20 protein-coding genes and 1 tRNA gene are annotated in these 23,816 nt (G+C 42.4%); 8 read left to right on the top strand and 13 right to left on the bottom strand.

Annotation, left to right across the window (positions count from 1 at the left end; all coding sequences use genetic code 11):
- Window positions 1–367 precede the first annotated feature (367 nt).
- Complete coding sequence (gene dcd, locus C8N29_RS12645; protein WP_107866426.1) at window positions 368–934, bottom strand: dCTP deaminase; 567 nt, start codon at window positions 932–934, stop codon at window positions 368–370.
- 162 nt (window positions 935–1,096) lie between these two features.
- On the bottom strand, window positions 1,097–2,173 hold the full coding sequence (gene apbC / locus C8N29_RS12640) for an iron-sulfur cluster carrier protein ApbC (protein WP_107866425.1): 1,077 nt from the start codon (window positions 2,171–2,173) through the stop codon (window positions 1,097–1,099).
- Between the two features lie 154 nt (window positions 2,174–2,327).
- Here apbC and metG point away from each other — a divergent pair, with 154 nt between their 5' ends.
- The 4 genes from metG to C8N29_RS12625 all read left to right on the top strand — a co-directional run bounded on the left by metG (window position 2,328) and on the right by C8N29_RS12625 (window position 6,128).
- Window positions 2,328–4,376, top strand: a complete 2,049-nt coding sequence (gene metG / locus C8N29_RS12635) for a methionine--tRNA ligase (RefSeq protein ID WP_107866445.1) — start codon at window positions 2,328–2,330, stop codon at window positions 4,374–4,376.
- Window positions 4,377–4,421: 45 nt separating this feature from the next.
- Window positions 4,422–4,493, top strand: a tRNA-Arg gene (locus tag C8N29_RS12630).
- 479 nt (window positions 4,494–4,972) lie between these two features.
- The gene (locus C8N29_RS17430; RefSeq protein WP_420836667.1) at window positions 4,973–5,077 is read left to right on the top strand and encodes a phage integrase central domain-containing protein; all 105 of its coding nucleotides are present in this window, start codon (window positions 4,973–4,975) and stop codon (window positions 5,075–5,077) included.
- Window positions 5,078–5,843: 766 nt separating this feature from the next.
- On the top strand, window positions 5,844–6,128 hold the full coding sequence (locus tag C8N29_RS12625; RefSeq protein ID WP_107866424.1) for a helix-turn-helix domain-containing protein: 285 nt from the start codon (window positions 5,844–5,846) through the stop codon (window positions 6,126–6,128).
- Between the two features lie 71 nt (window positions 6,129–6,199).
- Here C8N29_RS12625 and C8N29_RS12620 read toward each other — a convergent pair whose 3' ends face one another.
- From C8N29_RS12620 to C8N29_RS12595, 6 genes are all read right to left on the bottom strand, one after another.
- A complete protein-coding gene (locus tag C8N29_RS12620; RefSeq protein ID WP_107866423.1) occupies window positions 6,200–6,973 on the bottom strand; it encodes a ferredoxin--NADP reductase in 774 nt (257 codons plus the stop codon).
- A gap of 286 nt (window positions 6,974–7,259) precedes the next feature.
- The gene (gene cysG / locus C8N29_RS12615) at window positions 7,260–8,639 is read right to left on the bottom strand and encodes a siroheme synthase CysG (protein ID WP_107866422.1); all 1,380 of its coding nucleotides are present in this window, start codon (window positions 8,637–8,639) and stop codon (window positions 7,260–7,262) included.
- 81 nt (window positions 8,640–8,720) lie between these two features.
- Window positions 8,721–9,998, bottom strand: coding sequence for a serine--tRNA ligase (serS, locus tag C8N29_RS12610; RefSeq protein ID WP_107866421.1), 1,278 nt, complete (start codon window positions 9,996–9,998; stop codon window positions 8,721–8,723).
- Window positions 9,999–10,055: 57 nt separating this feature from the next.
- Window positions 10,056–10,673 carry an outer membrane lipoprotein periplasmic chaperone LolA gene (gene lolA, locus C8N29_RS12605; RefSeq protein WP_107866420.1) on the bottom strand — a complete coding sequence of 206 codons (618 nt, stop codon included), beginning with the start codon at window positions 10,671–10,673 and terminating at the stop codon, window positions 10,056–10,058.
- A 145-nt stretch (window positions 10,674–10,818) separates the two neighbouring features.
- Window positions 10,819–14,049 carry a DNA translocase FtsK gene (locus C8N29_RS12600; protein ID WP_420836669.1) on the bottom strand — a complete coding sequence of 1,077 codons (3,231 nt, stop codon included), beginning with the start codon at window positions 14,047–14,049 and terminating at the stop codon, window positions 10,819–10,821.
- Between the two features lie 267 nt (window positions 14,050–14,316).
- A complete protein-coding gene (locus tag C8N29_RS12595; RefSeq protein ID WP_107866418.1) occupies window positions 14,317–15,381 on the bottom strand; it encodes an alanine dehydrogenase in 1,065 nt (354 codons plus the stop codon).
- A gap of 238 nt (window positions 15,382–15,619) precedes the next feature.
- Here C8N29_RS12595 and trxB point away from each other — a divergent pair, with 238 nt between their 5' ends.
- Window positions 15,620–16,567, top strand: coding sequence for a thioredoxin-disulfide reductase (trxB, locus tag C8N29_RS12590; protein WP_107866417.1), 948 nt, complete (start codon window positions 15,620–15,622; stop codon window positions 16,565–16,567).
- A gap of 73 nt (window positions 16,568–16,640) precedes the next feature.
- Here trxB and C8N29_RS12585 read toward each other — a convergent pair whose 3' ends face one another.
- From C8N29_RS12585 to C8N29_RS12570, 4 genes are all read right to left on the bottom strand, one after another.
- Complete coding sequence (locus C8N29_RS12585; protein WP_107866416.1) at window positions 16,641–17,240, bottom strand: superoxide dismutase; 600 nt, start codon at window positions 17,238–17,240, stop codon at window positions 16,641–16,643.
- 55 nt (window positions 17,241–17,295) lie between these two features.
- Window positions 17,296–17,898, bottom strand: a complete 603-nt coding sequence (locus C8N29_RS12580; RefSeq protein ID WP_107866415.1) for a peroxiredoxin — start codon at window positions 17,896–17,898, stop codon at window positions 17,296–17,298.
- 199 nt (window positions 17,899–18,097) lie between these two features.
- The gene (locus C8N29_RS12575; protein WP_107866414.1) at window positions 18,098–18,802 is read right to left on the bottom strand and encodes a PepSY-associated TM helix domain-containing protein; all 705 of its coding nucleotides are present in this window, start codon (window positions 18,800–18,802) and stop codon (window positions 18,098–18,100) included.
- A complete protein-coding gene (locus C8N29_RS12570; RefSeq protein ID WP_170106981.1) occupies window positions 18,802–19,308 on the bottom strand; it encodes an FMN-binding protein in 507 nt (168 codons plus the stop codon). Before C8N29_RS12570 ends, C8N29_RS12575 begins: the two co-directional genes overlap by 1 nt.
- Window positions 19,309–19,695: 387 nt before the next feature.
- Between C8N29_RS12570 and C8N29_RS12565 the strand changes: the two genes are divergently transcribed.
- Window positions 19,696–20,982 (top strand): FecR family protein, encoded by a 1,287-nt coding sequence (locus C8N29_RS12565; RefSeq protein WP_107866412.1) that lies wholly within the window; start codon window positions 19,696–19,698, stop codon window positions 20,980–20,982.
- Between the two features lie 98 nt (window positions 20,983–21,080).
- On the opposite strand, the gene grxD is transcribed toward C8N29_RS12565, so the two are convergent.
- Window positions 21,081–21,404, bottom strand: a complete 324-nt coding sequence (grxD, locus tag C8N29_RS12560) for a Grx4 family monothiol glutaredoxin (protein WP_107866411.1) — start codon at window positions 21,402–21,404, stop codon at window positions 21,081–21,083.
- Between the two features lie 137 nt (window positions 21,405–21,541).
- Here grxD and C8N29_RS12555 point away from each other — a divergent pair, with 137 nt between their 5' ends.
- The gene (locus C8N29_RS12555; RefSeq protein WP_107866444.1) at window positions 21,542–22,714 is read left to right on the top strand and encodes an aspartate aminotransferase family protein; all 1,173 of its coding nucleotides are present in this window, start codon (window positions 21,542–21,544) and stop codon (window positions 22,712–22,714) included.
- 177 nt (window positions 22,715–22,891) lie between these two features.
- Window positions 22,892–23,794, top strand: coding sequence for an ornithine carbamoyltransferase (argF, locus tag C8N29_RS12550; RefSeq protein WP_107866410.1), 903 nt, complete (start codon window positions 22,892–22,894; stop codon window positions 23,792–23,794).
- Window positions 23,795–23,816: the final 22 nt, after the last annotated feature.

Genomic DNA, 23,816 nt, shown 5'->3' with positions numbered 1-23,816 from the left:
ACATACATAAATTGCTAGAGAATCAGTTGACACTAAAAAAGCCACTTGGGTACAACGTCGGTGGCGTGAATTAACTTGGACGTAAGTATTTGAAACTTAGATGACAAAACCGTGACTTAAATATGACAGTTTCATGAAATCATTAACATTTACTGACAAATCACACATTTTTTAAGCAAAAAACCTACGTCTAAGACAGCATAAACTTAAGACTGACTCAAAAATCCTGTTGACTTGTCATAATTAGAACGTAAAACATTTAGAACTTATAAGATTAAAAAAACACTTTTATATATAAAAATAATATAAAACCCCATAAAAAAAGCGATGATTTATGTCATCGCTTTTAGTTAGGGATTATCGGTGGTTAGGCTTTAGGCAGTGTCACACCTTGTTGTCCCTGATATTTACCACCACGGTCTTTATACGATGTTTCACAAACTTCATCAGACTCAAAAAAGAGCATTTGTGCCACGCCTTCATTAGCGTAAATTTTGGCAGGTAAATTCGTGGTATTAGAAAACTCTAAGGTCACATGACCTTCCCACTCTGGCTCTAAAGGCGTTACGTTGACAATAATGCCACAACGCGCATAGGTTGACTTTCCCAAACAAACCGTTAATACATTGCGTGGGATTTTGAAATATTCCACCGTACGTGCTAAAGCAAAAGAGTTTGGCGGAATAATACAAACATCATCAACAATATCCACAAAACTTTTTTCGTCAAAGTTTTTGGGGTCAACGGTGGCTGAATAGACATTGGTAAAGACCTTAAATTCACGCGCACAACGCACATCATAACCGTAACTCGATACGCCATAAGAAATGATTTTTTCACCATTGACACTACGCACCTGATTAGCCTCAAACGGACTAATCATGTCGTATTGTTCGGCCATACGACGAATCCACTTATCTGCTTTAATACTCATCTTTATTTTCCAAAAAAATTTAGGAATATGGGCATTTGACTTTTGCCCTCACCCCGACCGTTTATCACTCATAATTACCTTTCGACTACGCTCAAGGTGCGTGCTTGTTGGTTGAGCTTGGCCAGCCCTGAGCCTGTCGAAGGATCGAAACCATAAAGAGTTTTATTTCCCAAAAAAAGTCATAATACGGTTACGAGGTACCGCGTCTTCAATCGCTAATTTTGCAGCAACTTTACGGGCAATTTCGGTATATAACGCAGCAAGTTTGGCTTTAGGCTCTGCTAGTACTGTCGGTTTACCGCTATCTGTTTGCTCACGAATAGATTTATCTAATGGCAATTGCCCGAGCAACTCCGTTTGATAATCCTTCGCAATCCGCTCGCCCCCCCCTGCACCAAATATTGCATCGGCATGGCCACAATTAGAGCAAATATGTAAAGACATATTCTCCACCACACCTAACACATTGATATTTACTTTACGGAACATCTCAATGCCTTTTTTAGCATCTAATAAAGCAATATCTTGTGGCGTAGTGACAATGACTGAACCCACCACAGGAATACGTTGTGCCAAGGTTAATTGAATATCACCTGTGCCCGGTGGCATATCAACAATTAAATAATCCAAATCATGCCATGCAGTTTGACCAAATAACTGAATCAGTGCGCCAGTCGCTTTTGGCCCTCGCCAAACAACGGGCGTATTGTCATCCCCTGTTAAAAAGCCAATCGACATCACTTGTAGGCCGTGTGCTTGTAAAGGCACAAAGGCATTATCTTGAATTTTTGGCGTTTGACCGCTCAAACCCAACATCGTTGGCTGGCTAGGGCCATAAATATCGGCATCCAATATCCCAACTGATGCACCTTCCTGCGCTAAAGCCAGTGCCAAATTAACAGCCGTTGTCGATTTACCGACACCACCTTTACCTGATGCGACGACAATGACATTTTTAATGGGGGCAACGCCCTCTACACCTGCTTGTGGCTTAGCTCTGGGGACATCCAGTGCCAAACGACAACGTACCGATTTTGCACCTGTCACACGTAAGGCCTGCTCTATTTGCTGTTCTAAGGCCTGGCCGATGCTAGCAAAAGGATAAGGCAAGGCTAACATCAATTCGATATTATCCTGCTCAATCGTTAATTGATAAATATAGTGAGCGTAATCACGATGGGTATAAGGGTCTGTAATCTTGGCTAAAACCGCTTCTACATGCGCACGGGATATGGACATAACATGACTCTAAAAACTGCGGTAGCCCCCTACATCAAGTCCAATTATGGCTAATAAAGGGGCTAATACAAAGAAAATTTTGGCGCATAATGCTAACGCATTTTCATTATCGGTTATAGTAGCGCCTTTCTTTAATCTGATGATTGAACCGAATATGACACGCCGTATCTTAGTCACCAGTGCGTTGCCCTACGCCAATGGCTCTATCCATTTAGGCCATTTAGTTGAATATATCCAAACCGATATTTGGGTGCGTTTTCAAAAATCCCGTGGGCACGATTGCCTATATGTCTGTGCCGATGATGCGCATGGCACCGCAATTATGCTCAAAGCAGAGCAAAATGGCATTCCACCAGAACAACAAATTGCCAACGTCAAAGCAGAACATGAAGCCGACTTTGCCAGCTTTCATATTGCCTTTGATAACTATCACTCCACGCATGCTGATGAAAACCGCGAATTGTCCCGTTTTATTTATCTAAAAAATCGTGATGCTGGCCATATCGCCACGCGCCCTATTCGCCAATTATTTGACCCCGAAAAACAATTATTTTTGGCAGACCGCTTTATTAAAGGGGACTGTCCTAAATGTGGCGAGAAAGACCAATACGGTGACTCTTGCGAAAAATGTGGCGCAACCTATGCGGCCACCGAGTTAAAAAATCCTTACTCCACCATTTCTGGTGCAACACCTATTGAAAAAGAATCAGAACATTACTTCTTTAAATTGCCAGACTTTGAAGCCATGCTCAAAGAATGGACGCGTTCTGGTCGCTTGCAACCCGAAGTGGCTAATAAATTAGGTGAATGGTTTGACAGTGGTTTAGCCGATTGGGATATTTCGAGAGATGCCCCCTATTTTGGCTTTGAAATTCCTGATGCACCTAATAAGTATTTTTATGTGTGGTTAGACGCACCGATTGGCTACATGGCCAGTTTTAAGAATTTGTGTGAAAAACGCGGCCTAAACTTTGATGATTATTGGGCATTAGATGCCGACAGCAAAACCGAAGTTTATCATTTTATTGGTAAAGATATTGTTTACTTCCACGCGCTATTTTGGCCTGCCATGTTAGATGGTGCGGGTTTCCGCAAACCCACAGGCATCTTTGCACATGGTTTTTTAACGGTAAATGGCCAAAAAATGTCTAAATCACGCGGTACATTTATCAAAGCGCGTAGCTATTTAGACAACTTGAATCCTGAATATTTGCGTTATTACTTTGCCTCTAAATTATCGGCTAGTGTTGAAGACATTGACCTTAACCTTGAAGACTTTATGTTTAAGGTAAACAGTGATTTAGTGGGTAAAGTGGTTAACATTGCCAGTCGTTGTGCGGGCTTTATTAACAAACAATTTGATGGTTTCTTATCAGCAACCTGTGCCGAGCCTGAATTATTGGCTGAATTTGTGAATGCAGGCACAACCATTGCCGAGCATTATGACAGCCGCGACTTTGGCAAAGCCGTCCGTGAGATAATGGCTTTAGCCGACAAAGCTAACCAATATATTGACGAAAAAAAGCCGTGGGCATTAGCCAAAGACCCTGCTAATAAAGAGCAAGTCCAAGCGGTTTGTAGTGTAGGCTTAAACCTATTCCGTCAATTAATGACTTATTTGTCGCCTATTTTGCCTGTCACCGCCGCAGCTAGTCAGCAATTTTTGAATATTGACTCTTTAGCATGGCAAGCACGTGAGCAATTGTTGTTGCGTCATAAAATTAATGCCTTTACCCCCTTAATGACCCGTGTCGAAAAAGACAAAGTACAAGCGATGGTTGAAGCCTCAAAAGAAGACTTAGCTGCAACCGCGCCTACTACTGTGGCTAAAGCTGCACCAAAAACCGAAAAAGCCAGCACCATTGAAGCGATTGCACCCACCATTAGCATTGATGATTTTGCTAAGGTCGATTTGCGGATTGCCAAGATTGTCAATGCTGAGCATATTCCTGAAGCAGCTAAGTTATTAAAGCTCACCCTAGACTTAGGTAATGAGCAACGCACCGTGTTTGCAGGTATTAAATCAGCATATAAACCCGAAGATTTAATTGGCAAATTGACCGTGATGGTCGCTAACTTAGCACCCCGTCAAATGAAGTTTGGTGTTTCTGAGGGTATGGTGTTGGCCGCAGGTGCAGGTGGTAAAGAAATATTCTTATTATCTCCTGATAGTGGTGCAACGGCAGGTATGAAGGTTAAGTAATTCTTTTTACAAAGTTTTTATCAGGCGTTAGAATTAGCACCTACTCTCCTCGTAGTTAAATGGATATAACGGCCCCCTCCTAAGGGGCAATTACAGGTTCGATTCCTGTCGAGGGGACTAAACACAAGAACACGGTAGATCGCCATAGGCCACAAAGCCCAATAGTAGCAATACTTTGGGCTTTTTTATTGTCCGAGACAGACCAAAGCAGACTATGGCAAACTAACAATGTTAATTGATGCCAAAATCAAAAAATTAAAATCTCCCAGTGAGCAAGAAAGCGAGCCAAGCAAACATAGTGATACTCATGGCTTATAACTGCATATTTTTAGAAATGGCCGTATGTCATGGACTTATGTTTATCGTTTTGAGGGAAAGCAACGAAGTTTAATGGCAAATATCCTCAAGTATCTTAAGCAGAGGCAAGACGTAAGCGTGATGATGCAAGACAGCAAATAGAATAAGGTATAGCCCCTAATAAAGCTAAAAAAGAAGCTAAAGCAATTGCTGAGAATATAAATAGTTTTGAGGTATGAGCGCGTAAATGAATAGCCGATCAACAACTTGTTGTTAAACATCATACCTTGTAGCGTGATGTGAGCTTATTAGAAAAAGATATTATTCCTTTTATTGGCAAAACGCCGATTGACCAATTAAGAAGCCCTGATGTATTGGCCGTTGCTAGGCGTATTGATGATTGAGGTTCGGGAGAAATGGCAAGACGTGCTATTAGTTTTATTGGTCGTGTAATTCGTCAGGCAATGAGAGAAGGGATAGCCAAAATAACCCAACTACTGGTTTAACCAAAGCCTTAAAGCCGCGTAAGATGCAACACATGACGCGTATTCCTGCTAAAGAGTTGCCGCTTTGAGCGCTTACGATGCAGCCAATCAAAGTAACCCGTGACACTGACACCCAATAATCGCGCCATCACCGACAAAGGGTAAGTCTTGTGATAGTTCCTCATGAACGCGTATTTGGCAGGGTGTCCCTCGCAAAATATGCCGCCGCCTTTTTTAAGATTTCACGCTCCATTTCGGCTGCAGCTAATTGTTTCTTCAGTTGCCGTACTTCTGTCTGTAATGCCACTAAATCAGGGCTGTATGTGCCAACGTCTGATAATTCCCCTTTACGCCCTTATTTGGCTAACATCATATACATCTCTGATTATCATGTTATTTACACTCAATACACCTATTTCTGAAAAATAAAAATATTTTTTAATTTTTTAATTTATTTGTGCATCCAATCACAAGTTTTCTGCGTATGATAATTAGGTATGTGAAGAGAATCGCATTTCTTATGAAATGTGCTTGAATATTGCGCTTTCAATTTTGCCAAAAAAGATATTTAAGTTTTCTTTAAGACTCACTACCTAGACTCAAAAAATCATCTCATCTTGGCTACCTCAACATGGTTTTAAGGCAAAGATGATTATCGGTAATGACTACATAAAGAGTATTTATCATGCGCTCAGAATCCAGTGTGAACTTACCTATATTGCCTGTTGTAATTCCACAGAATCTTTCTAACCGAGAGTCAACCAAACCGCGTAAAGTATTTAAGGAACAGATTATTCAGTTCGAGCAGCGTGGTTGGTCTGTATGGGAAATTGCACGTAAAATGGGAATTTCTAGACGTTCGGTACAAGGTGTGATTAACGAATCCAAGAAAGGCGGTGTGACGTTCAATATGTGGTTGGTAACGGCTACCACCTATCTGTCTGCATTCCATGTGATAGAGTTTTTATAATTACTGTCTTGGTAATGAAAGACCAAGCAACTAAACAAGCCCGTATACGTTTATACGGGCTGTTTCCATGTTTATTTTTCGACGAATGCACGCTCAATCACGTAGTCACCTGGTGCATGGCTAGTTCCTTCAACAAATCCACGCTTTTCTAAGATTTCCACTAAATCTTTTAACATACTTGGGCTGCCGCAAATCATTACGCGGTCAGTTTCGGGGTTCAATTGGGGTAAGCCAATATCGTCACATAGTTTGCCACTTTCCAACAAGTCCGTGAGACGACCTTGCGTCGCAAACTCCTCACGTGTCACGGTTGGATAATAAATGAGTTGATTTTTGACCAATTCGCCAAAATGCTCGTGGTCAGGTAATTCATCGGTGATATGCTCAAAATACCCCAGTTCACTCTTCCAACGTACCCCGTGAGTTAAGACGATTTTTTCAAAGGCATCATAAAACTCGGGGTCACGCACCACGCTCATAAATGGCGCTAAACCTGTGCCTGTCGATAATAAATAAAGATTTTTACCTGGTTTAAGGTTATCTAAAATCAAGGAGCCTGTCGGTTTTTTACTGACTAAAAGCGTGTCACCTACTTGTAAATGTTGTAAACGAGAGGTTAAAGGGCCGTCGGGTACTTTAATACTGTAAAATTCGAGGTGGTCTTCATAGTGTGCACTGACCACGCTATAAGCACGCATTAAAGGACGGCCATTGACTTCCAAGCCAATCATCACAAACTGCCCTGTCTTAAAGCGTAATGTGGGGTTGCGTGTGGTGGTGAAGCTAAATAAGGTGTCATTCCAATGATGGACACTTAATACAGTTTCTTGGAAGAAAGCGGACATAAACGTTCCTCTTAATTAAAACTTACGTTGCAATCAGCAATATCAATATAGAAGTGCGTCAGTAGAGAGGTATTCTACTCATTGCTGTTTTTGAAGATAGATTGAAGGTGAACAGGCCAGAAATACCTTGCCATGATAGCTAACGGGACTATTTTAACAAAAAATGGCCGCTATTTTTAGCTTTTCTTGAGACGAATAGACGATAAGCTCATGCAATTAAATCATAATATGTATCAGCAATACTGATGATTACTGTTTTATATTCCAGTTTAATAGATAAACTAACTTATTTTTGACCAAACCAAGCCAGTTTATCTTGTAGTTTTACCACATCGCCAATAATGGTTAAGGTGGGTGCTTTAATACCACTTGCTTGTACTTTTTCTGCGATTGTAGCGATTTCACCTGTCACAATCTGCTGATTGGGACGTGTGCCATGCGAGACTAAAGCAACAGGCATATCAGGCCGCATACCATTCGCAATCAATTGGTTTGCAATCTCAGCTAAACCAACTAGCCCCATATATAGCACTAAGGTTTGTCGTTCATGCACTAATTCAGACCACGGCAAATTGGGTGTTCCATCTTTTAGGTGTCCTGTGACAAAACGGACTGATTGCGCGTAGTCTCGGTGTGTCAGTGGAATACCTGCATAGGCAGAACACCCACTGGCAGCCGTAATACCAGGCACGACTTGAAAAGCAATGCCAGCCGCCGCTAATTCTTCTATTTCTTCCCCGCCACGACCAAAAATAAACGGGTCTCCGCCTTTAAGACGACAGACTCGTTTGCCTTCTTGTGCTAAACGTACTAACAATTGATTAATGTCTTCTTGAGGGACTGCATGACTCGCCCTTGCCTTGCCCACATAAATCATGTCTGCGTCACGGCGGCATAAGTCTAGGATAGGTTGAGAGACCAAACGGTCATAGACCACAACGTCGGCCTGTTGCATTAAACGTAAGGCCTTAAACGTCAATAAATCAGGGTCGCCTGGCCCTGCACCTACTAAATAGACTTCACCTGCATGTTGCTGATGCGTGGCTAAGGCCTGCGCTAAATGTTGTTCGGCTGCGTCATAACGGCCATTATAAACTAACTCGGCAAAACGGCCTTGTAGCTCTTTTTCCCAGAATGCACGACGATTTGGCGTGTCGGGTAATTGTCGTTGCACTTCCAGTCTAAACTTGCCCACAAAGGCAGCCAATTGTCCATAAGCGGCGGGAATTATGCTTTCTAAACGGGTGCGTAATAGGCGTGCTAATACAGGCGATTGACCACTGCTAGAAATGGCGATAACAACAGGTGAGCGGTCAATAATCGAGGGAAAAATGAAACGACATAAGGCAGGCGCGTCTACGACATTCACAGGAATATTGGCTAACTCACAGTCATTAAATACCTGTTGATTGAGTGACTCATCGTCCGTGGCGGCTATCACTAAGCGTTGTTGCGCAAGATAATGTGCGTGATATGCACACTCCAGAATTTGTCCCCCTGCGGCTAATACTTGTGTTTTTAGTTCACTTAAAATCTCAGGGGCAAGCACGGTCACTTTGGCATGCGCTTTCAATAATAGAGTCACTTTTCGTTTAGCAACTTGACCACCGCCCACCACCAAACACGGTTGCTGACTGATTTTTAGAAAAATCGGCAAATAGTCCATACATATAACTCTAAAAAGTGAATCCATAAAAAGCGGTCGTACACAGTCAATCGCTGTGCGACCGCATATCTCCCAGTAAACTTAAGCCTTATTAATGACCTCAAGCCCAGCCATATACGGTTGCAAAACCTCTGGGATACGTATCGAGCCATCTGCTTGTTGATAATTCTCTAAAATAGCGACTAAGGTACGCCCTACTGCCAAACCTGAACCATTTAGGGTATGTAGGAGTTCGGGCTTGTTGTCTTTATCTCGATAACGTGCTTGCATACGACGCGCTTGAAAGGCTTCAAAGTTAGAGCATGAAGAAATTTCGCGGTATTTATGTTGTGCGGGCAACCATACTTCTAAATCATAGGTTTTTGCCGAAGAAAAGCCCATATCACCACCACACAATAACATGACGCGATAAGGTAGCCCCAACAGTTGTAGCATCTTTTCAGCATGAGCCGTCAGTTCTTCTAAGGCGTGATAGGAGTCTTCTGGACGGACTAACTGTACCAATTCCACCTTTTCAAATTGATGCTGACGGATGAGACCGCGTGTGTCTTTGCCATAAGACCCTGCTTCGCTTCTAAAACAAGGGGTGTGTGCGACATATTTTAGCGGTAATTGCTCAGCAGGGATAATTTCATCACGCACTAAATTGGTAACAGGAACTTCTGCGGTAGGTATTAAGTAATAGGTTTTTTCGCCTTGTAGTTTGAATAAATCTTCCTCAAATTTTGGCAATTGACCTGTCCCTTTGAGGCTGTCACTGTTGACTAAATAAGGCACATACACTTCTTGATAGCCATGTTCAGTGCTATGTACATCCAGCATAAACTGGGTTAAAGCGCGTTGTAAACGAGCTAACTGACCTTTTAATACCGAGAAACGTGAACCTGTAATTTTGGTGGCGGTAGCAAAGTCTAATAACCCTAAGGCCTCTCCTACATCAGCATGGTCTTTAGGCTCAAAATCAAATTGGGGAATCGTCCCCCAGCGTCGCACTTCTACATTATCTTCTTCGCCTTTACCTTCAGGTACGGACTCATGCGGTAAGTTGGGAATCGCCATGCTGAACACGTTAATATCATGTTGTAGATGTTCCAGTTCTACTTTGACCGTTTCTAATCGCTGATTAACTTCTTGCATACGTGCCATGATAGGAGCAACATCTTCCCCATTTTTTTTGGCAACTCCAATTTTTTTTGCCCCTGCATTACGTTCTGCTTGTAGGGTTTCTGTTTCCGTCTGTAGTGCTTTGCGTTGTTCTTCGAAGGCGTGTAATTTGGCTTGATCTAATACAACCTGACGACAAGCTAAGCGTTGAGCAACAACATCTAATTGGCTTCTTAATAATTTAGGGTCTAACATATTCTTCTCAAAACTGACAATACAAAAAAGTTGGTAAACGGTAGCAAATTCAATTGCTTATTCGTCAATCACATCCACATCTTTGGGGGGGGTAAACTGAAACACACTGTCACTTATTTTGCCATTAACGGCGACTTGACTAAAGAAAATATCGGTTCTTTGTCCTAAAGCATCTTTTAACTGCATACTATTGAGCTGTTTGCCTATAAAACTCACGCGCAAGGTATCAAAGACAGCCTCTTTATCTTTGGGTTGTAAGATAAAGACACGTTGTTGTTTATTCGTTGTTTTTTCTTGGCTGACATTAAACGAGGCGGCAATTTTTTTACTATCGCCTGATAACAATAAAGCGGGCGTATTGCCAACCTGTTTATCTAATTTTTGTTTGGTAGCTTGCTGTAAATCGGGGTCATATATCCACACAGTTTGGCCATTGGCAACAATCAGCTGATTAAAGGGCTGTTGTGTTTCCCAACGAAAATAGCCTGGCCGCTTGACTTGCATCTCCCCTGCTAATTGTTGCAGTGGTTTATTTTTGGCATCTAAAGTATGTTGGTCAAAGTGAGCACGCATGGTCACGATTTGGCCAAGTAATTGATTTAGATTTTTGGTGGCAAGTTCCTCTGTATGGCCAACTTGGCTCAGGACTGCCGCTAACAGCACCATATAACGCATAATGTTTTCTCAAAGACCTTATGAATAGCACAGGGTCATTTTAATCAGCCCTTCCGTGACAAATACATGGGTTTTGTCCTGTTCTCGTCACTATATCGCGACGATATGTGGGCATTCAGTGATGCTTGTTATCTTATTGCAACGATTAGTCATTATTAGGGACTAGGACTTCTCGTTGGCCATTACTTTGCATAGAGCTGACCAATCCAGCCATTTCCATTGCCTCTATTAAGCGAGCAGCACGATTATAACCAATCTTAAACTTACGTTGGACAAAAGAAATAGAGGCTCGACGGGTTTCTAAGACAAAGGCAACGGCATCATCATATAACACATCTTGTTCGGCATCAGCTTCTTCATCACCCATACCTCCTGCAACCCCTTTAGCAGGCGTCCCATCATCAGAGTATTCTTGCAAAATTTCTTCAATATAATTGGGTTCGCCACAACTCCGCCAGTGGTCACAAACCCGATGTACTTCGTCATCACTGACAAATGCACCATGAATACGCGATGGAATATTGGTACCCACAGGTTGAAATAACATATCGCCATTACCCAAAAGCTGCTCTGCACCGCCTTGGTCTAAAATGGTGCGAGAATCAATTTTACTGGATACTTGGAAGGCAATACGCGATGGCACATTGGCTTTAATGAGGCCTGTAATCACATCTACCGAAGGGCGTTGTGTGGCTAAAATCAAGTGAATACCCGCCGCACGCGCTTTTTGAGCAATACGCGCAATCAGCTCCTCGACTTTTTTACCGACAATCATCATCATATCGGCAAATTCATCAATCACCACCACAATAAAGGGCATTTTTTCTAAACGCGGTGGGCTATCTTGCAAGCCAGAATCTTCTTTTTTCCACAAGGGGTCTAAGATATTTTCGCCGCGTGCTTCTGCCTCTTTGAGTTTGGTATTAAAACCTGCCAAATTACGTACACCTACAGCAGCCATCAGTTTGTAACGACGTTCCATTTCGGCCACACACCAGCGTAAGGCGTTGGCGGCGTCTTTCATATCGGTTACAACAGGCGTGAGTAAATGTGGGATTTTGTCATAAATAGACAGTTCTAACATTTTAGGGTCAATTAAAATTAACCGTACATCGTCAGGTGTTGCCTTAAATAGAATACTCAAAATCATGGCATTCACACCCACTGATTTACCAGAGCCTGTTGTCCCTGCAACCAATAAGTGTGGCATACGCGCTAGGTCGGCGACTTCGGCTTTACCACTGATATCTTTACCCAGAGCCATCGTCAATGGCGATTCGCGCTCTTGATAGACGGGCGCTGCTAGAATTTCTTGAAAGCGTACCATTTGTCGATTTTCGTTAGGCACTTCAATGCCAATCACCGTTTTACCTGGAATAACTTCGACGATACGTACGGCTATCATGGCCATAGAACGAGCCAAGTCTTTGGCAATATTCGAGATTTTGGAGACTTTGACACCAGGTGCAGGGTCAACCTCAAAGCGTGTAATCACAGGGCCTGGATAGGCATCAACCACTTTGGCATCAATATTAAACTCACGTAATTTAATTTCGAGCAAGCGCGACAAACGTTCTAACTGTTCGGGGGTAAAACCTGCTTTACGGTTAGCATCGGGTCGCTCTAATAGCTCTAAAGAGGGTAGCGTGGGACGCAGCACCGCAGGTAATGGTAGCGTGGCAATCGGTGGTGCAGAGACTATCATCGTGGGTTCAACTACCTCACGCTGTGCAGGAGCATCAGACCTCACATCGTCCAATTCGTATTCATCCTCAAAATCCTCTGCTTCTGATACCACAGTTGTCATCACAGTCACATCTATAGTGTCTATCAACGTTTCTTCTAGCTTAATATCCGACTGTACGTCTGACGTAGATACTAAGGAAGGGACAATAGCGGTAATTTCAGTTTCTGTGTTTGACGGATGCAAGGCATCTTCATGCGCCAATATGTCTTGTTCTAAGTCACTTAACTCTTCGTCGTCATCTGGCAGGTGAGCAACCGCAATGACGGGTGGTTCGGTTAACTGAGTTTGAGCCTCAATATCCCACGGCAGGTCATCGGTCTCATTATTTTCTAATGCAGTTTCTACGATGTCGGTTTTGGTGGTGAGGGTTATTGGGTTGTTGCTGTTATCAAGCGTAGTATCAATCACTGGCTCATCAATTTGACTAATAGCTTCTGGTACTGTGCTAACGGGTGTCGCTGTTGCTTGGATGTCCAACCATTTTTCGGCTGCTTCATCTAAAAAGTGTTCAGGCTCTTCGGGAACTATCGGACGTATGGGAAGAGCAACAGGCTCTGGTTGTTTTAAGACAGGTAAGGTATCTACTTCAGGCATCCATTCATTCGCCGTTTTATCAACAGTCTTTTCCGATATTTCTTGCTGTCCTAAAAATGCGCCAAACTCAGCAGCCAGCTCATGTTGTGCTAATTCTAAATCTTGGCTAGGTGCAGATACAGGCGTTTCTACCTTGGGTACAGGCAACGTCTCTACCACTTCTACAGGAGCAGCCGCAACCACAGGGGTATTTACTGTAAAATCAGCAAGCACTTCATTAAGCTCTGCCATTAATTGAGGCGTCTCAGTCACAGGGTGAGGTGCGAGCAATGGCGATTTTTCTTCTGTCAGCGTGGGTAAGGTATCTAAAGCTAAGGCAGGTTCAACACGTGTTTTGGCTGTAGCCTCACTGAGTTGTGCTTGTACTTTGTGGTTGGTAATATTGAGTTCAAACTTCTCTTCGTGTTGTTTAGCCGCTTGTTGTAAATCGCGTACTTGTTGCTGGTGCGCCACATATTCTTTTTTCTTCTGGCGGAAGCTGGCTTGTAATTTTAAGACCGCCGCATACGGTAAATAGCCCAATGCCTCAAGAACCCTATTCCATGCTAAACCCGTCACTAAGGTACCATTCATCACGATAACCGCGAGTAATAGCCCACTCGTACCCAATAAACCAAAACTCGCCAATAAAGATTGACCCACCTCTAAACCAATAATACCGCCTGCAGCATTGATAATATTGGGGTCGACATCGACACTGTGTAACGAACACAAGCCCGCTGTTGCAATCAATAAGAGACATTTTGCCAGCCAACGAAAACCAAACTTAAAGCGCATCAAGTCGGGTCGCCAAATGGCTAACACGTCTAGAACACAAAATAATGGCAGTAAAAAAGCAGCCTTGCCTAAAAAACTGAAGAACAAATCAGCTAACCATGCCCCCGCTACGCCTGCTGAGTTAGAGACCGCCATGGTATCGCTACTTAGACGAGACCAACCTGGGTCTAAGGGTGAATAGGTCAGCAAAGCAAGAAATAAATATAAGCCCAGCCCCAACCAACTCAGGCTTTGTACTTCACGAAGACCTTTAGGGATAGAAGATGTTGTTGATGCAGAAGAGGTATTTTCTAAAGAGGCTGTCACAACCAAAGATCCGTGCAGAGTAAATCGAGTACAGGGTTTCTGTGTATTGCCTGTTTGCAAATAAGAAATATCCCTGATATTGGGTTTGCAGTTATAAACTATAAGTGATTTTAACAACAAGTAGATTTTGATGACTATTATGCCATGTTCGCCGACTAAACAAGCAACACGCCTTGTGATTAGCGTCATGCTTTTGCGTCAAGCCTCAAGTGCTGTCCCTTAAAGGGTCATGTTTCGTAAGGCATCGTGTTTGATTATACCATTTTCCACATTAATTGCTGTCTGTAATATAGGGTTTTCTGCAAGCTCTTGGTGAGCGACTTGTAAGACATAAGGTAAAATGGCGGCTGATAAGGCTTGTGTTGATGAACGTGGTACTGCTGCAGGCATATTAGTCACGGCGATATAGCCTATGCCTTCGCGCCAATAAATAGGTTGCTGCCAGTCTGTCGCATGAATACCCTCGACACAGCCACCTTGGTCAATTGCAATATCTATAATCACTCGTCCTTTGGCAAGACATTGTTGTTGTGCTTGCGTCAGTAAGGTGGGGGCTTGTGCGCCTGTAATTAATACCGCACCAATCACTAAGTCAACATGGGCTAATAGTTGAGTAATATGTTCTGCATCATATAAATAAGTGTGAATGGCAGCTTGTTGAGCACTTAAAGCCGACAGAGCAGGTGCATAACGGTCAAAGACATACACCTCGGCGCCCAGTGCATGGGCTAATAGTGCCGCTTGTGAACCTGCCACCCCTGCTCCCAATATCATTACTCGGCCAGCATCTTGCGCATAGCCTGAGCCACTCAACAGTACGCCTGCCCCACCGTATTGCTTTTGCAAATATTGGCTACCTAGTTGCACGGCCAAACGTCCTGCAATTGCACTCATGGGTGCTAATAAAGGCAGTCGCTGATTAACGGTTAAGGTCTCAAAGGCCAGCCCTGTGACTTTTTTCGCCAATAATGCCGATAAGACCTGAGGATATGCTGCCAAATGTAAATAACAGAATAAAATTTGCCGTGGACGTAACAGCGTTAACTCTTCCACTGTAGGCTCTTTTACTTTGACCACTAATTCATTTACATACACAGCCGCTAAATTTGGCGCAATCTGTGCGCCAATTGCTAAATAATCACTATCGTGATAACCACTACCCTGTCCTGCACCCTGCTCAACAAAAACCTGATGCCCTTGTAGCACTAAAGTCGCAACGGCGCTTGGAGTCAGTGCAATACGACTTTCGAGTAGTTTACGTTCTTTTGGGATACCAATACGCATGATGAGTTCCTTAGGAGACCGTAGTGAATTTGAACTTGCTTTTTATCAAATCATCCCCAAGTACACTTATCAGTGTAGTACATCGTTTGTGTTCGATATCTTTTTTTAGTGATACAACGCCGTATTATTGTTGACTAGGATGATTTCAGAGGCATGCTAATATCGTCTAAAATATTGACCGATAACGTAGCCCCTAAACGACAACAGTTTTCAATCTCCTATTTTTAAGGATTTCTTTATGTCTCGTCATATTCGTTTATTGATTCTAGGCTCTGGCCCTGCGGGCTATACCGCGGCTGTCTATGCTGCGCGTGCTAATTTGAAACCTGTGGTCATTACAGGTATGCAGGCGGGTGGACAATTAACCACGACCACAGAAGTTGATAATTGGCCTGGTGATGCCCATGATTTAACAGGCCCTGACTTAATGGTGCGTATGCAGGAACACGCCGAGCGTTTTGGTACGGAAGTGATTTTTGACCACATCAATAAGGTAGACTTTAACCAGCGTCCCTTTGTGTTAGTCGGGGATAGCGACACCTATACTGCGGATGCCGTTATTATTGCGACAGGCGCATCTGCACAATATTTAGGTCTAGAATCTGAACAGGCCTTTAGTGGACGTGGTGTGAGTGCCTGTGCAACCTGTGATGGTTTTTTCTATAAAGGTCAAAAAGTGATGGTTGTCGGTGGCGGTAATACAGCCGTTGAAGAAGCACTCTACCTGTCTAATATTGCTTCTCATGTCACCTTAGTACACCGCCGTGACAAGTTAAAATCTGAAAAAATCTTACAAGACCATTTATTTGCTAAAGAAAAAGAAGGCAAAATCTCCATCATTTGGAATCATGCTGTCGAAGAAGTCTTAGGCGATGACTCTGGTGTCACAGGCGTACGCTTGAAAAGTACAAATAGCGATACTAGCCAAACAGTTGATGTTGCAGGGATATTTATTGCTATTGGCCACAAGCCAAATACCGATATTTTTGCGGGTCAATTAGAGATGAAAAATGGCTATTTAACGGTTAAAAGTGGTACCGAAGGTAATGCAACCGCCACGTCTGTGACTGGTGTGTTTGCTGCGGGTGATGTTGCTGACCATATTTATCGTCAGGCTATTACTTCCGCAGGTTCTGGTTGTATGGCTGCACTAGATGCAGAGAAATATCTAGATAATCTCAAATAAACTGCTATAAAAAAGCCCCTATCTAGGGGCTTTTTTACATTGGGTGGCGCTAAAAAACGCTAATTTGGGTCAGTTAAGCGCCTAAATTTGCGTTTGCAAAATCCCAATTGACTAAACTTTCTAAGAAAGTCGCAATGTATTTTGGACGTAAATTACGGAAATCGATGTAATAAGCATGTTCCCATACGTCAATCGTTAATAAGGGTTTTTGACCATGAACGATAGGAGTATCCGCATTGCCAGTTTTTGTGATGGCTAATTTGCCGTCAGCACCAACGACTAACCATGCCCAACCAGAACCAAATTGTGTGGTTGCTGCAGCTGTAAACAATTCAACAAACTTTTCGTAGCTACCAAAGTCTGCATCAATTTTAGCAGCAATCGCGCCAGTTGGTTTACCACCACCGTTTTGCTTCATGGAGTTCCAGTAAAAGGTGTGATTCCAAACTTGTGCAGCATTATTAAATACGCCAGCTTTGCTAGCATCTCCAGCAACGGCTTGGATAATCGCTTCTAAGTCTTTATCCGCTAAATCCGTGTCTTTGATTAAGTTGTTTAAGTTAACAACATACGCATTGTGGTGCTTACCGTGATGAAACTCGATGGTTTCTGGGGTGATATGTGGTGCAAGTGCGTCATTTGCGTAGGGTAATGCTGGCAAGGTAATGGCCATGAGCGAGCTCCTTGTAAATAAGAGAAAGGCCTAGCATGTGCTAGGCCACTAACAATTAGAGTTTATCGGCATTTTCGGCTAAATAGGAGGCAACACCATCAGGCGTTGCTGTCATACCCTTATCGCCTTTTTTCCAGTTAGCGGGACACACTTCACCGTGTTCTTCGGTAAACTGTAAAGCGTCCACTAAACGCAGCAATTCTTCCATATTACGGCCTAACGGTAAATCGTTAATGATTTGTGAACGCACAATGCCGTTTTTATCAATTAAGAAAGCACCACGGTAAGCAACACCACCCTCTGCTTCTACATCATAGGCTTTGGCGATATCGTGCTTGATATCCGCTGCTAAGGTGTATTGCACTGGACCAATACCACCTGCGTTAACTGGTGTATTACGCCATGCGTTGTGGGTAAAGTGCGAGTCGATAGAGACACCAATGACTTCTACATTACGCGCTTTGAAGTCAGGAATACGATGGTCTAACGCAATCAATTCAGACGGACATACAAAGGTAAAGTCTAATGGGTAGAAAAATACTAAACCGTATTTACCCTTTAAGGCTTCAGCTAAGTTGAAGTTATCAACGATTTCACCCGTTGCTAACACAGCAGGTACAGTAAAGTCTGGGGCAGGTTTGCCAACTAATACGGCCATGATGGACTCCTTTGAGTGAGTATTATGTCACTGATTGATACAAGAATAAGACGATGCAAATGACTGATAATAAAATATACGCAACAAAATTGCGTCTATCAGTTAAGTGCAGCAAAGATGAGGTTTTCTGCGTAAGATTTCAAGATAGCAAAAGCACACATTTTTGTTTTGTCACACTTTATTTGCATCTTTCGCTTAATTAAAGACCATGACGATGGCGTTTTCGTGACAAAAACCAACCACTCAGCACTAAAACGCAGACACCGATGGATAAAATATCAACCAACCATACTCCCCACTTTCCGCCCAATCGTCCCGAATGTAAATCTAATAATAACTGTTCTTGACTAAGACTACTATTGAGGATGAATTGAGCTTGCCATGCAATGAGCTGATGCGAATTTATACTGGGACTAAGGCTCAAATCGTCTACGTTCAATTGCCAAGTTTGTTGCTGCGTATCACGGATAAATAGGTGTTCTTGATATTGCCCGATTGCACTGATGTCTATGTTGAGACCGCGCGAACGGTCAAGTTGGTCAACAATATCACCGTTTGTTAACATTAACCAAACATGGTCTGTACAAGCGAGTACGCCATAGTCTTTATGCGTCAGCCAACCAATAAACTCTGCACAAGCACCGATATTATCTTGACCTAACCATACACTTTTTTCCCGAAAAGATACCGACTGTTGGCCAATTTTCAGTGTTTTTGGCGGTGTTAAACCATACCACTCATGCCAAAGTGAAGATTGCAAGTTTTTTTTCGCTAGCCCTAAATCGTCACTATGATTAATAAGCGCACCTGTGGCTAACATCCAGAGTAAAAAAAAGCCTAACACTATACCAATCCGACGATGCCATCGTAGTAGCCAAAAGCGCCAATGCAATTTTTTAGCCATTAGGGAATCACCGTTTCTTTTTCGGAATCAAATAATAACGCTATTTTCGCCATTTTTTGCATAGCCGCGACAGACATCGTTGCCCCCGTAATACCATCTACACGTTGGCTTAATTTATTGTTGGTGAGTAGTGTTGCGCCAACAAATTGGCGCGTAAAAAAGTTTTGTTGCACTTCCCCACCCCGACTTTCACGATAAACTAGTACTTCGACGGTACTAATTTTGCCTTTTTCGATGATAATTCCTGTGGTAATAGGTTGCTCTTTACCAATCTCATCCAATATCCAAGCACTTTTAGTCCCTAGTTGCCAATACTTTACTCTTAAGCCCTGATAAGGGTGCCCTAGTATCCCTTCAACACGTTGTTTTAGATTAGGTTTTAACCATAAGGTATTGCTTTGAGGGGCTTGCTCAAAATGTTTATTCAAGAACACATTAAGCTCACTCACATTGCTAGCATGGCTGCTGCCTGTTAATACACAAAGAAGAAATAGGAAATAACGCATATCAATCATAAAATGAAGAACTTAGAAGGACTATTTGCCATGAACTGTCAGAAAAACTCTTGTTAAGAATAGCATTTTTTTGTCGTAGCCACAAAAAATATGATAATCATTATCATTTATGCCTTCATAATTGAATAGTGACACTACGACACACTGTGGACAACATCCAATTTGAGATAAATAGCAAGAAATTCGGCTTCATATTGTCCTATCGCTTATTGTATGATAAAGACATAAAATAAATATGCTGCTAACAGTTTCCCAAGATTGTTAGGTGTATACATAGTTGTAGCACAACTTGGTCGACTCCTCTGCCATTAAAACGAAATTGCTATAACATAAGACCCTTGAGGTCTGGCAAAACAAAAATAAAGGGGCATAGATTAAATGTCATTTTGGCAAGCCTTTCATTATAAACATATCATCACAGCGACCCTAGGTGTGCTTTTTGTGGGTACTGCTTATGGCGAAACCGCAGGTCGTGTCAACTTCATTGCGGGTGAAGTCACGGCCACGGGGACAGATAGCAAACAACGTCCGCTTTATAAAGGCGATCTTGTCAAGGCTGGCGATAAAATCGAAACGACAGCTAAAGGCCGTATTCAAATCCGTATGACCGATGGAGGCTTTATTTCTTTACGTCCAAACTCTGTTTTTGTGATTGAGAAATATAGCTTTAGTAAAGACACACCAGAGCAAGGGGCGGTGTTCTTTAAGTTTTTACAAGGTGGTGTACGTGCAATTAGCGGAGTGATTGGTAAAGTCAATAAAAATAACTATCAATTTAATACACCTGTTGCAACCATCGGTATTCGCGGAACTGACTATTCTACGACGCTGAATAACGACGTATTAAAAGTGACTGTCAGTCAGGGACAAATTAAATTAAGTACCGATATTGGTAGCGTAGATGTGAATGAAGGCCAAAGTTATGAGGCAAGACAAGGCCAAGCACCTAGCCCGTCATCGACACCTGTTGAAATTGAAAATTTAGAAACAGAAGAAGTGGTTAATGTAGACGCTAGTCGTGCTGCAGGTTCATTGGTCTCTACAACTGCAGGAGCGGGTATTGCTGGGAGCTTGGCACGACCAAAGTTAGAATCTTTTGCCAGTTATAATCAATTTTTACAAGCAATGTATGTCTTCAAAAAAGCAGAAGAAGACGCAAAAAGTCCAAAACTAGCAGTTAAACTTCCCACTAACCCCAATAATTTGCCTGAACTCACCGCAAGTATGGCGGCGGGAAGCCAAGGGACAGGAGACGTGATTGATGGCGCAGACAGTTTAGATAATACGTCGGATTTAATTGCTGCTGGCTTGTTAAACAAAAGTGAAGAAGAAAACTTAGCATTAACACGCAGTAATTTTAATAATTTCCCACTTAAAGCAATTGATAGTACTAATTTAGGCTCATCTTCTATTGTAGGTATTTTTGAGTCTGGCTTTTATACAGATATGAACACCATAGATGATCAGCTCATGTTAAAATTCAGTATTGCCGCTTCTACACCAAACTATACTTCGCTGACTATAGATAGTACCGAAAAATTCTATTTTCGCATCATTGAGCGCCTCATGTCGACAGAATTTTTAGGTAATCAACTACAAGTTTTTGCTAATGCGTCTGATTTCAATAAAGCGTATATTGAGGTTATTTTGAGAGAGTGTGAGTAGAGCTGTTGAAATTTCAACAAAAGCAAATTTCTAAAGGGCATGCGGTATAGGCTGCTTTTTAAGTAGGGTCGATAGTGCCTATCAACCCTGTTTGCTATTTATTCTGTCTTCTGAGCCGCTGCTTTGACTATGGGTGCAAGCTCACCTTTTTGTGTCATTTCTAAGACAATATCACAACCGCCAATCAGCTCTCCATTGACCCACAATTGTGGAAACGTTGGCCAGTTCGCAATTTTGGGTAATGTGGAGCGAATATCTGGATTTTCTAAAATATTGACATATGCAAACGGCTCACCAATTTGCATTAAAGCCTCAACAGTACGTGCCGAAAAGCCACATTGTGGAAATTGTGGTGTACCTTTCATATAAAGAATGACTGAATTTTCAGCAATTTGCTTTTTAATGAGCGCTTCAATATCCATAACAATAACCTTTATCAAAAAATGACTGATTTTATATTGTAACGCGATTTACGGATAATACCTAATGCCGTTAATATGTAAGACGACGATAACACATCGTCATCCCCTTTCTTTTATTGATTTACTTAGGTTTTGCCATGACTAGCGCGTTAATGCCCACTTATGCCCGTCAACCGATTGCTTTTGTGAAAGGACAAGGTTGCTGGTTATATGATGCTGATGGTCAGGCTTATTTAGACGCTCTGACAGGAATTGCAGTGTGTGGTTTAGGCCATGCTCATCCTGTAGTTGCCAAAGCGATTGCTGAACAAGCTGAGACCCTCGTCCATACCTCTAATTTATACCAAGTTCCATTGCAAGAGGCGTTAGGACAGGCATTACGACGTGTTTCGGGAATGGAGTTTTGCTTTTTCAGTAATTCTGGTGCAGAAGCTAACGAAGCAGCTATTAAATTAGCGCGTGTATTTGGTCATCAAAAAAACATTGCCGAACCCACCATTATTGTCATGGAGAACTCTTTTCATGGCCGCACAATGGCTACGCTATCGGCCACGGGTAATAAAAAAGTGCAAATAGGTTTTGAACCTTTAGTTCAAGGTTTTGTGCGTGTACCTTTTGACGATATATCCGCCATAGAACAAGCGATTGCTGAGAATCCTAATATTGTTGCAATTTTAGTTGAGCCTATTCAAGGCGAAGGCGGTATTCGTGTCTCGAAGCAAGGATTTGCCTATTTAGAGGCATTAAGACGTATTTGCGACCAGCATGACTTATTACTAATGCTTGATGAAATTCAAACAGGTAATGGCCGTACAGGTAAATATTTTGCCTATCAACATACCCAAATTAAGCCAGATGTCGTGACAACAGCAAAAGGTTTAGGTAATGGTTTTCCAATTGGTGCATGTCTGGTACAAGGTAAAGCGCGTGATTTATTCAAACCAGGGAATCATGGCTCGACTTATGGAGGCACTCCCCTCGCCTGTCGCGCGGCACTCACTGTGGTTGAACTATTAGAACAAGGGCCCATCGACAATGCAGCTACAGTTGGACAATATTTAATCGCTTCCTTTAGGGATAAATTGGCTGATTTGGATGTGCAAGTTAACGGTCATGGCATGATGATTGGTATTCGTTTGCCTAGACCCTGTGCCGAGCTGGTTGGTTTGGCTCGAGATGAAGAAAAGTTATTACTTAATGTCACTGCCGATAGTGTTATTCGCCTACTACCAACCTTGACACTCACGCAATCAGAAGCAGATGAAATTATCTTACGCGTTTGTCGATTAGTACGTCGTTATTTAGCGTAAGCAAAAATTTGTTATGTTGTGTTGGTGAAGCCGTGCTAGGCTTAGGCCAACACACAAGACTGTTGATGCTTTGTATAGGTAACATATTACAGATACAACTCAAGCAAGTTTTAGAAAACAATCATATACCACTTATTTGAATGACTAGGTGGCGGTTTTTATTTTGAGGATTTTACAATGGCTGTTCGCCATTTTTTAACATTATTGGATTTGTCACCTGCTGAGTTATTAGAGGTGTTACACCGCGCAATTGAACTAAAAAAAATGCGTGCTGAAGGGGTTGTTTACGAGCCATTTAAGGGCAAAGTTTTAGGCATGATTTTTGAGAAATCATCTACCCGTACCCGTGTTTCGTTTGAGGCAGGAATGGCACAATTTGGTGGTTCTGCTATTTTCTTATCCCCACGTGATACACAACTCGGTCGTGGTGAGCCTGTAGAAGACTCTGCACGTGTCATTTCACGTATGGTCGATATTGTGATGATTCGTACCTTTGCACACGATATTATTGAGCGTTTTGCCGCTCACTCGCGAGTGCCTGTTATCAATGGCTTAACAGATGACCATCATCCCTGCCAAATTTTAGCAGACTTACAAACCTTTATTGAACATAGAGGTGATTTGAAAGGCAAAACATTTGCTTGGGTCGGTGATGGCAATAATATGTGTAATTCTTATATACATGCGGCACATCAGTTGGACTTTCAACTACGTATCGCTTGCCCCTATGGCTTTGAACCTGACCCAGAAGTGTTAACTCAGTATAAACATTGTGCAACCTTAGTCAAAACAGCAGAAGATGCCGTTGCGGGTGCACACTTAATTGCTACAGATGTCTGGACAAGTATGGGGCAAGAGGCGGAGCAAAGTATTCGGAAACGTCGTTTTGCGACCTATCAAGTGAATCCGCGCTTAATGGATTTGGCATCGCCCGATGCTATTTTTATGCATTGTCTACCTGCACATCGCGGTGAAGAAATTTCAGAAGATATGTTGGATGACCCACGTGCGGTTGTTTGGGATGAAGCTGAAAATAGATTACATGCCCAAAAAGCCTTGATGGAATTTTTAATGCGTTAAGTCAATACCGATTGCATTTACA

It is taken from the genome of Agitococcus lubricus (assembly GCF_003051055.1).
Taxonomy (GTDB): domain Bacteria; phylum Pseudomonadota; class Gammaproteobacteria; order Pseudomonadales; family Moraxellaceae; genus Agitococcus; species Agitococcus lubricus.
Note: the sequence above shows the minus strand (reverse complement) of the source record. Positions and strands in the feature narration are given on the sequence as shown.

Excerpts from the sequence above, each read along its gene's own strand:
- dcd (WP_107866426.1), bottom strand. The coding sequence starts at position 934 with ATGAGTATTAAAGCAGATAAGTGGATTCGTCGTATGGCCGAACAATAC.
- apbC (WP_107866425.1), bottom strand. The coding sequence starts at position 2,173 with ATGTCCATATCCCGTGCGCATGTAGAAGCGGTTTTAGCCAAGATTACA.
- metG (WP_107866445.1), top strand. The coding sequence starts at position 2,328 with ATGACACGCCGTATCTTAGTCACCAGTGCGTTGCCCTACGCCAATGGC.
- C8N29_RS12625 (WP_107866424.1), top strand. The coding sequence starts at position 5,844 with ATGCGCTCAGAATCCAGTGTGAACTTACCTATATTGCCTGTTGTAATT.
- C8N29_RS12620 (WP_107866423.1), bottom strand. The coding sequence starts at position 6,973 with ATGTCCGCTTTCTTCCAAGAAACTGTATTAAGTGTCCATCATTGGAAT.
- cysG (WP_107866422.1), bottom strand. The coding sequence starts at position 8,639 with ATGGACTATTTGCCGATTTTTCTAAAAATCAGTCAGCAACCGTGTTTG.
- serS (WP_107866421.1), bottom strand. The coding sequence starts at position 9,998 with ATGTTAGACCCTAAATTATTAAGAAGCCAATTAGATGTTGTTGCTCAA.
- lolA (WP_107866420.1), bottom strand. The coding sequence starts at position 10,673 with ATGCGTTATATGGTGCTGTTAGCGGCAGTCCTGAGCCAAGTTGGCCAT.
- C8N29_RS12595 (WP_107866418.1), bottom strand. The coding sequence starts at position 15,381 with ATGCGTATTGGTATCCCAAAAGAACGTAAACTACTCGAAAGTCGTATT.
- trxB (WP_107866417.1), top strand. The coding sequence starts at position 15,620 with ATGTCTCGTCATATTCGTTTATTGATTCTAGGCTCTGGCCCTGCGGGC.
- C8N29_RS12585 (WP_107866416.1), bottom strand. The coding sequence starts at position 17,240 with ATGGCCATTACCTTGCCAGCATTACCCTACGCAAATGACGCACTTGCA.
- C8N29_RS12580 (WP_107866415.1), bottom strand. The coding sequence starts at position 17,898 with ATGGCCGTATTAGTTGGCAAACCTGCCCCAGACTTTACTGTACCTGCT.
- C8N29_RS12575 (WP_107866414.1), bottom strand. The coding sequence starts at position 18,802 with ATGGCTAAAAAATTGCATTGGCGCTTTTGGCTACTACGATGGCATCGT.
- C8N29_RS12570 (WP_170106981.1), bottom strand. The coding sequence starts at position 19,308 with ATGCGTTATTTCCTATTTCTTCTTTGTGTATTAACAGGCAGCAGCCAT.
- C8N29_RS12565 (WP_107866412.1), top strand. The coding sequence starts at position 19,696 with ATGTCATTTTGGCAAGCCTTTCATTATAAACATATCATCACAGCGACC.
- grxD (WP_107866411.1), bottom strand. The coding sequence starts at position 21,404 with ATGGATATTGAAGCGCTCATTAAAAAGCAAATTGCTGAAAATTCAGTC.
- C8N29_RS12555 (WP_107866444.1), top strand. The coding sequence starts at position 21,542 with ATGACTAGCGCGTTAATGCCCACTTATGCCCGTCAACCGATTGCTTTT.
- argF (WP_107866410.1), top strand. The coding sequence starts at position 22,892 with ATGGCTGTTCGCCATTTTTTAACATTATTGGATTTGTCACCTGCTGAG.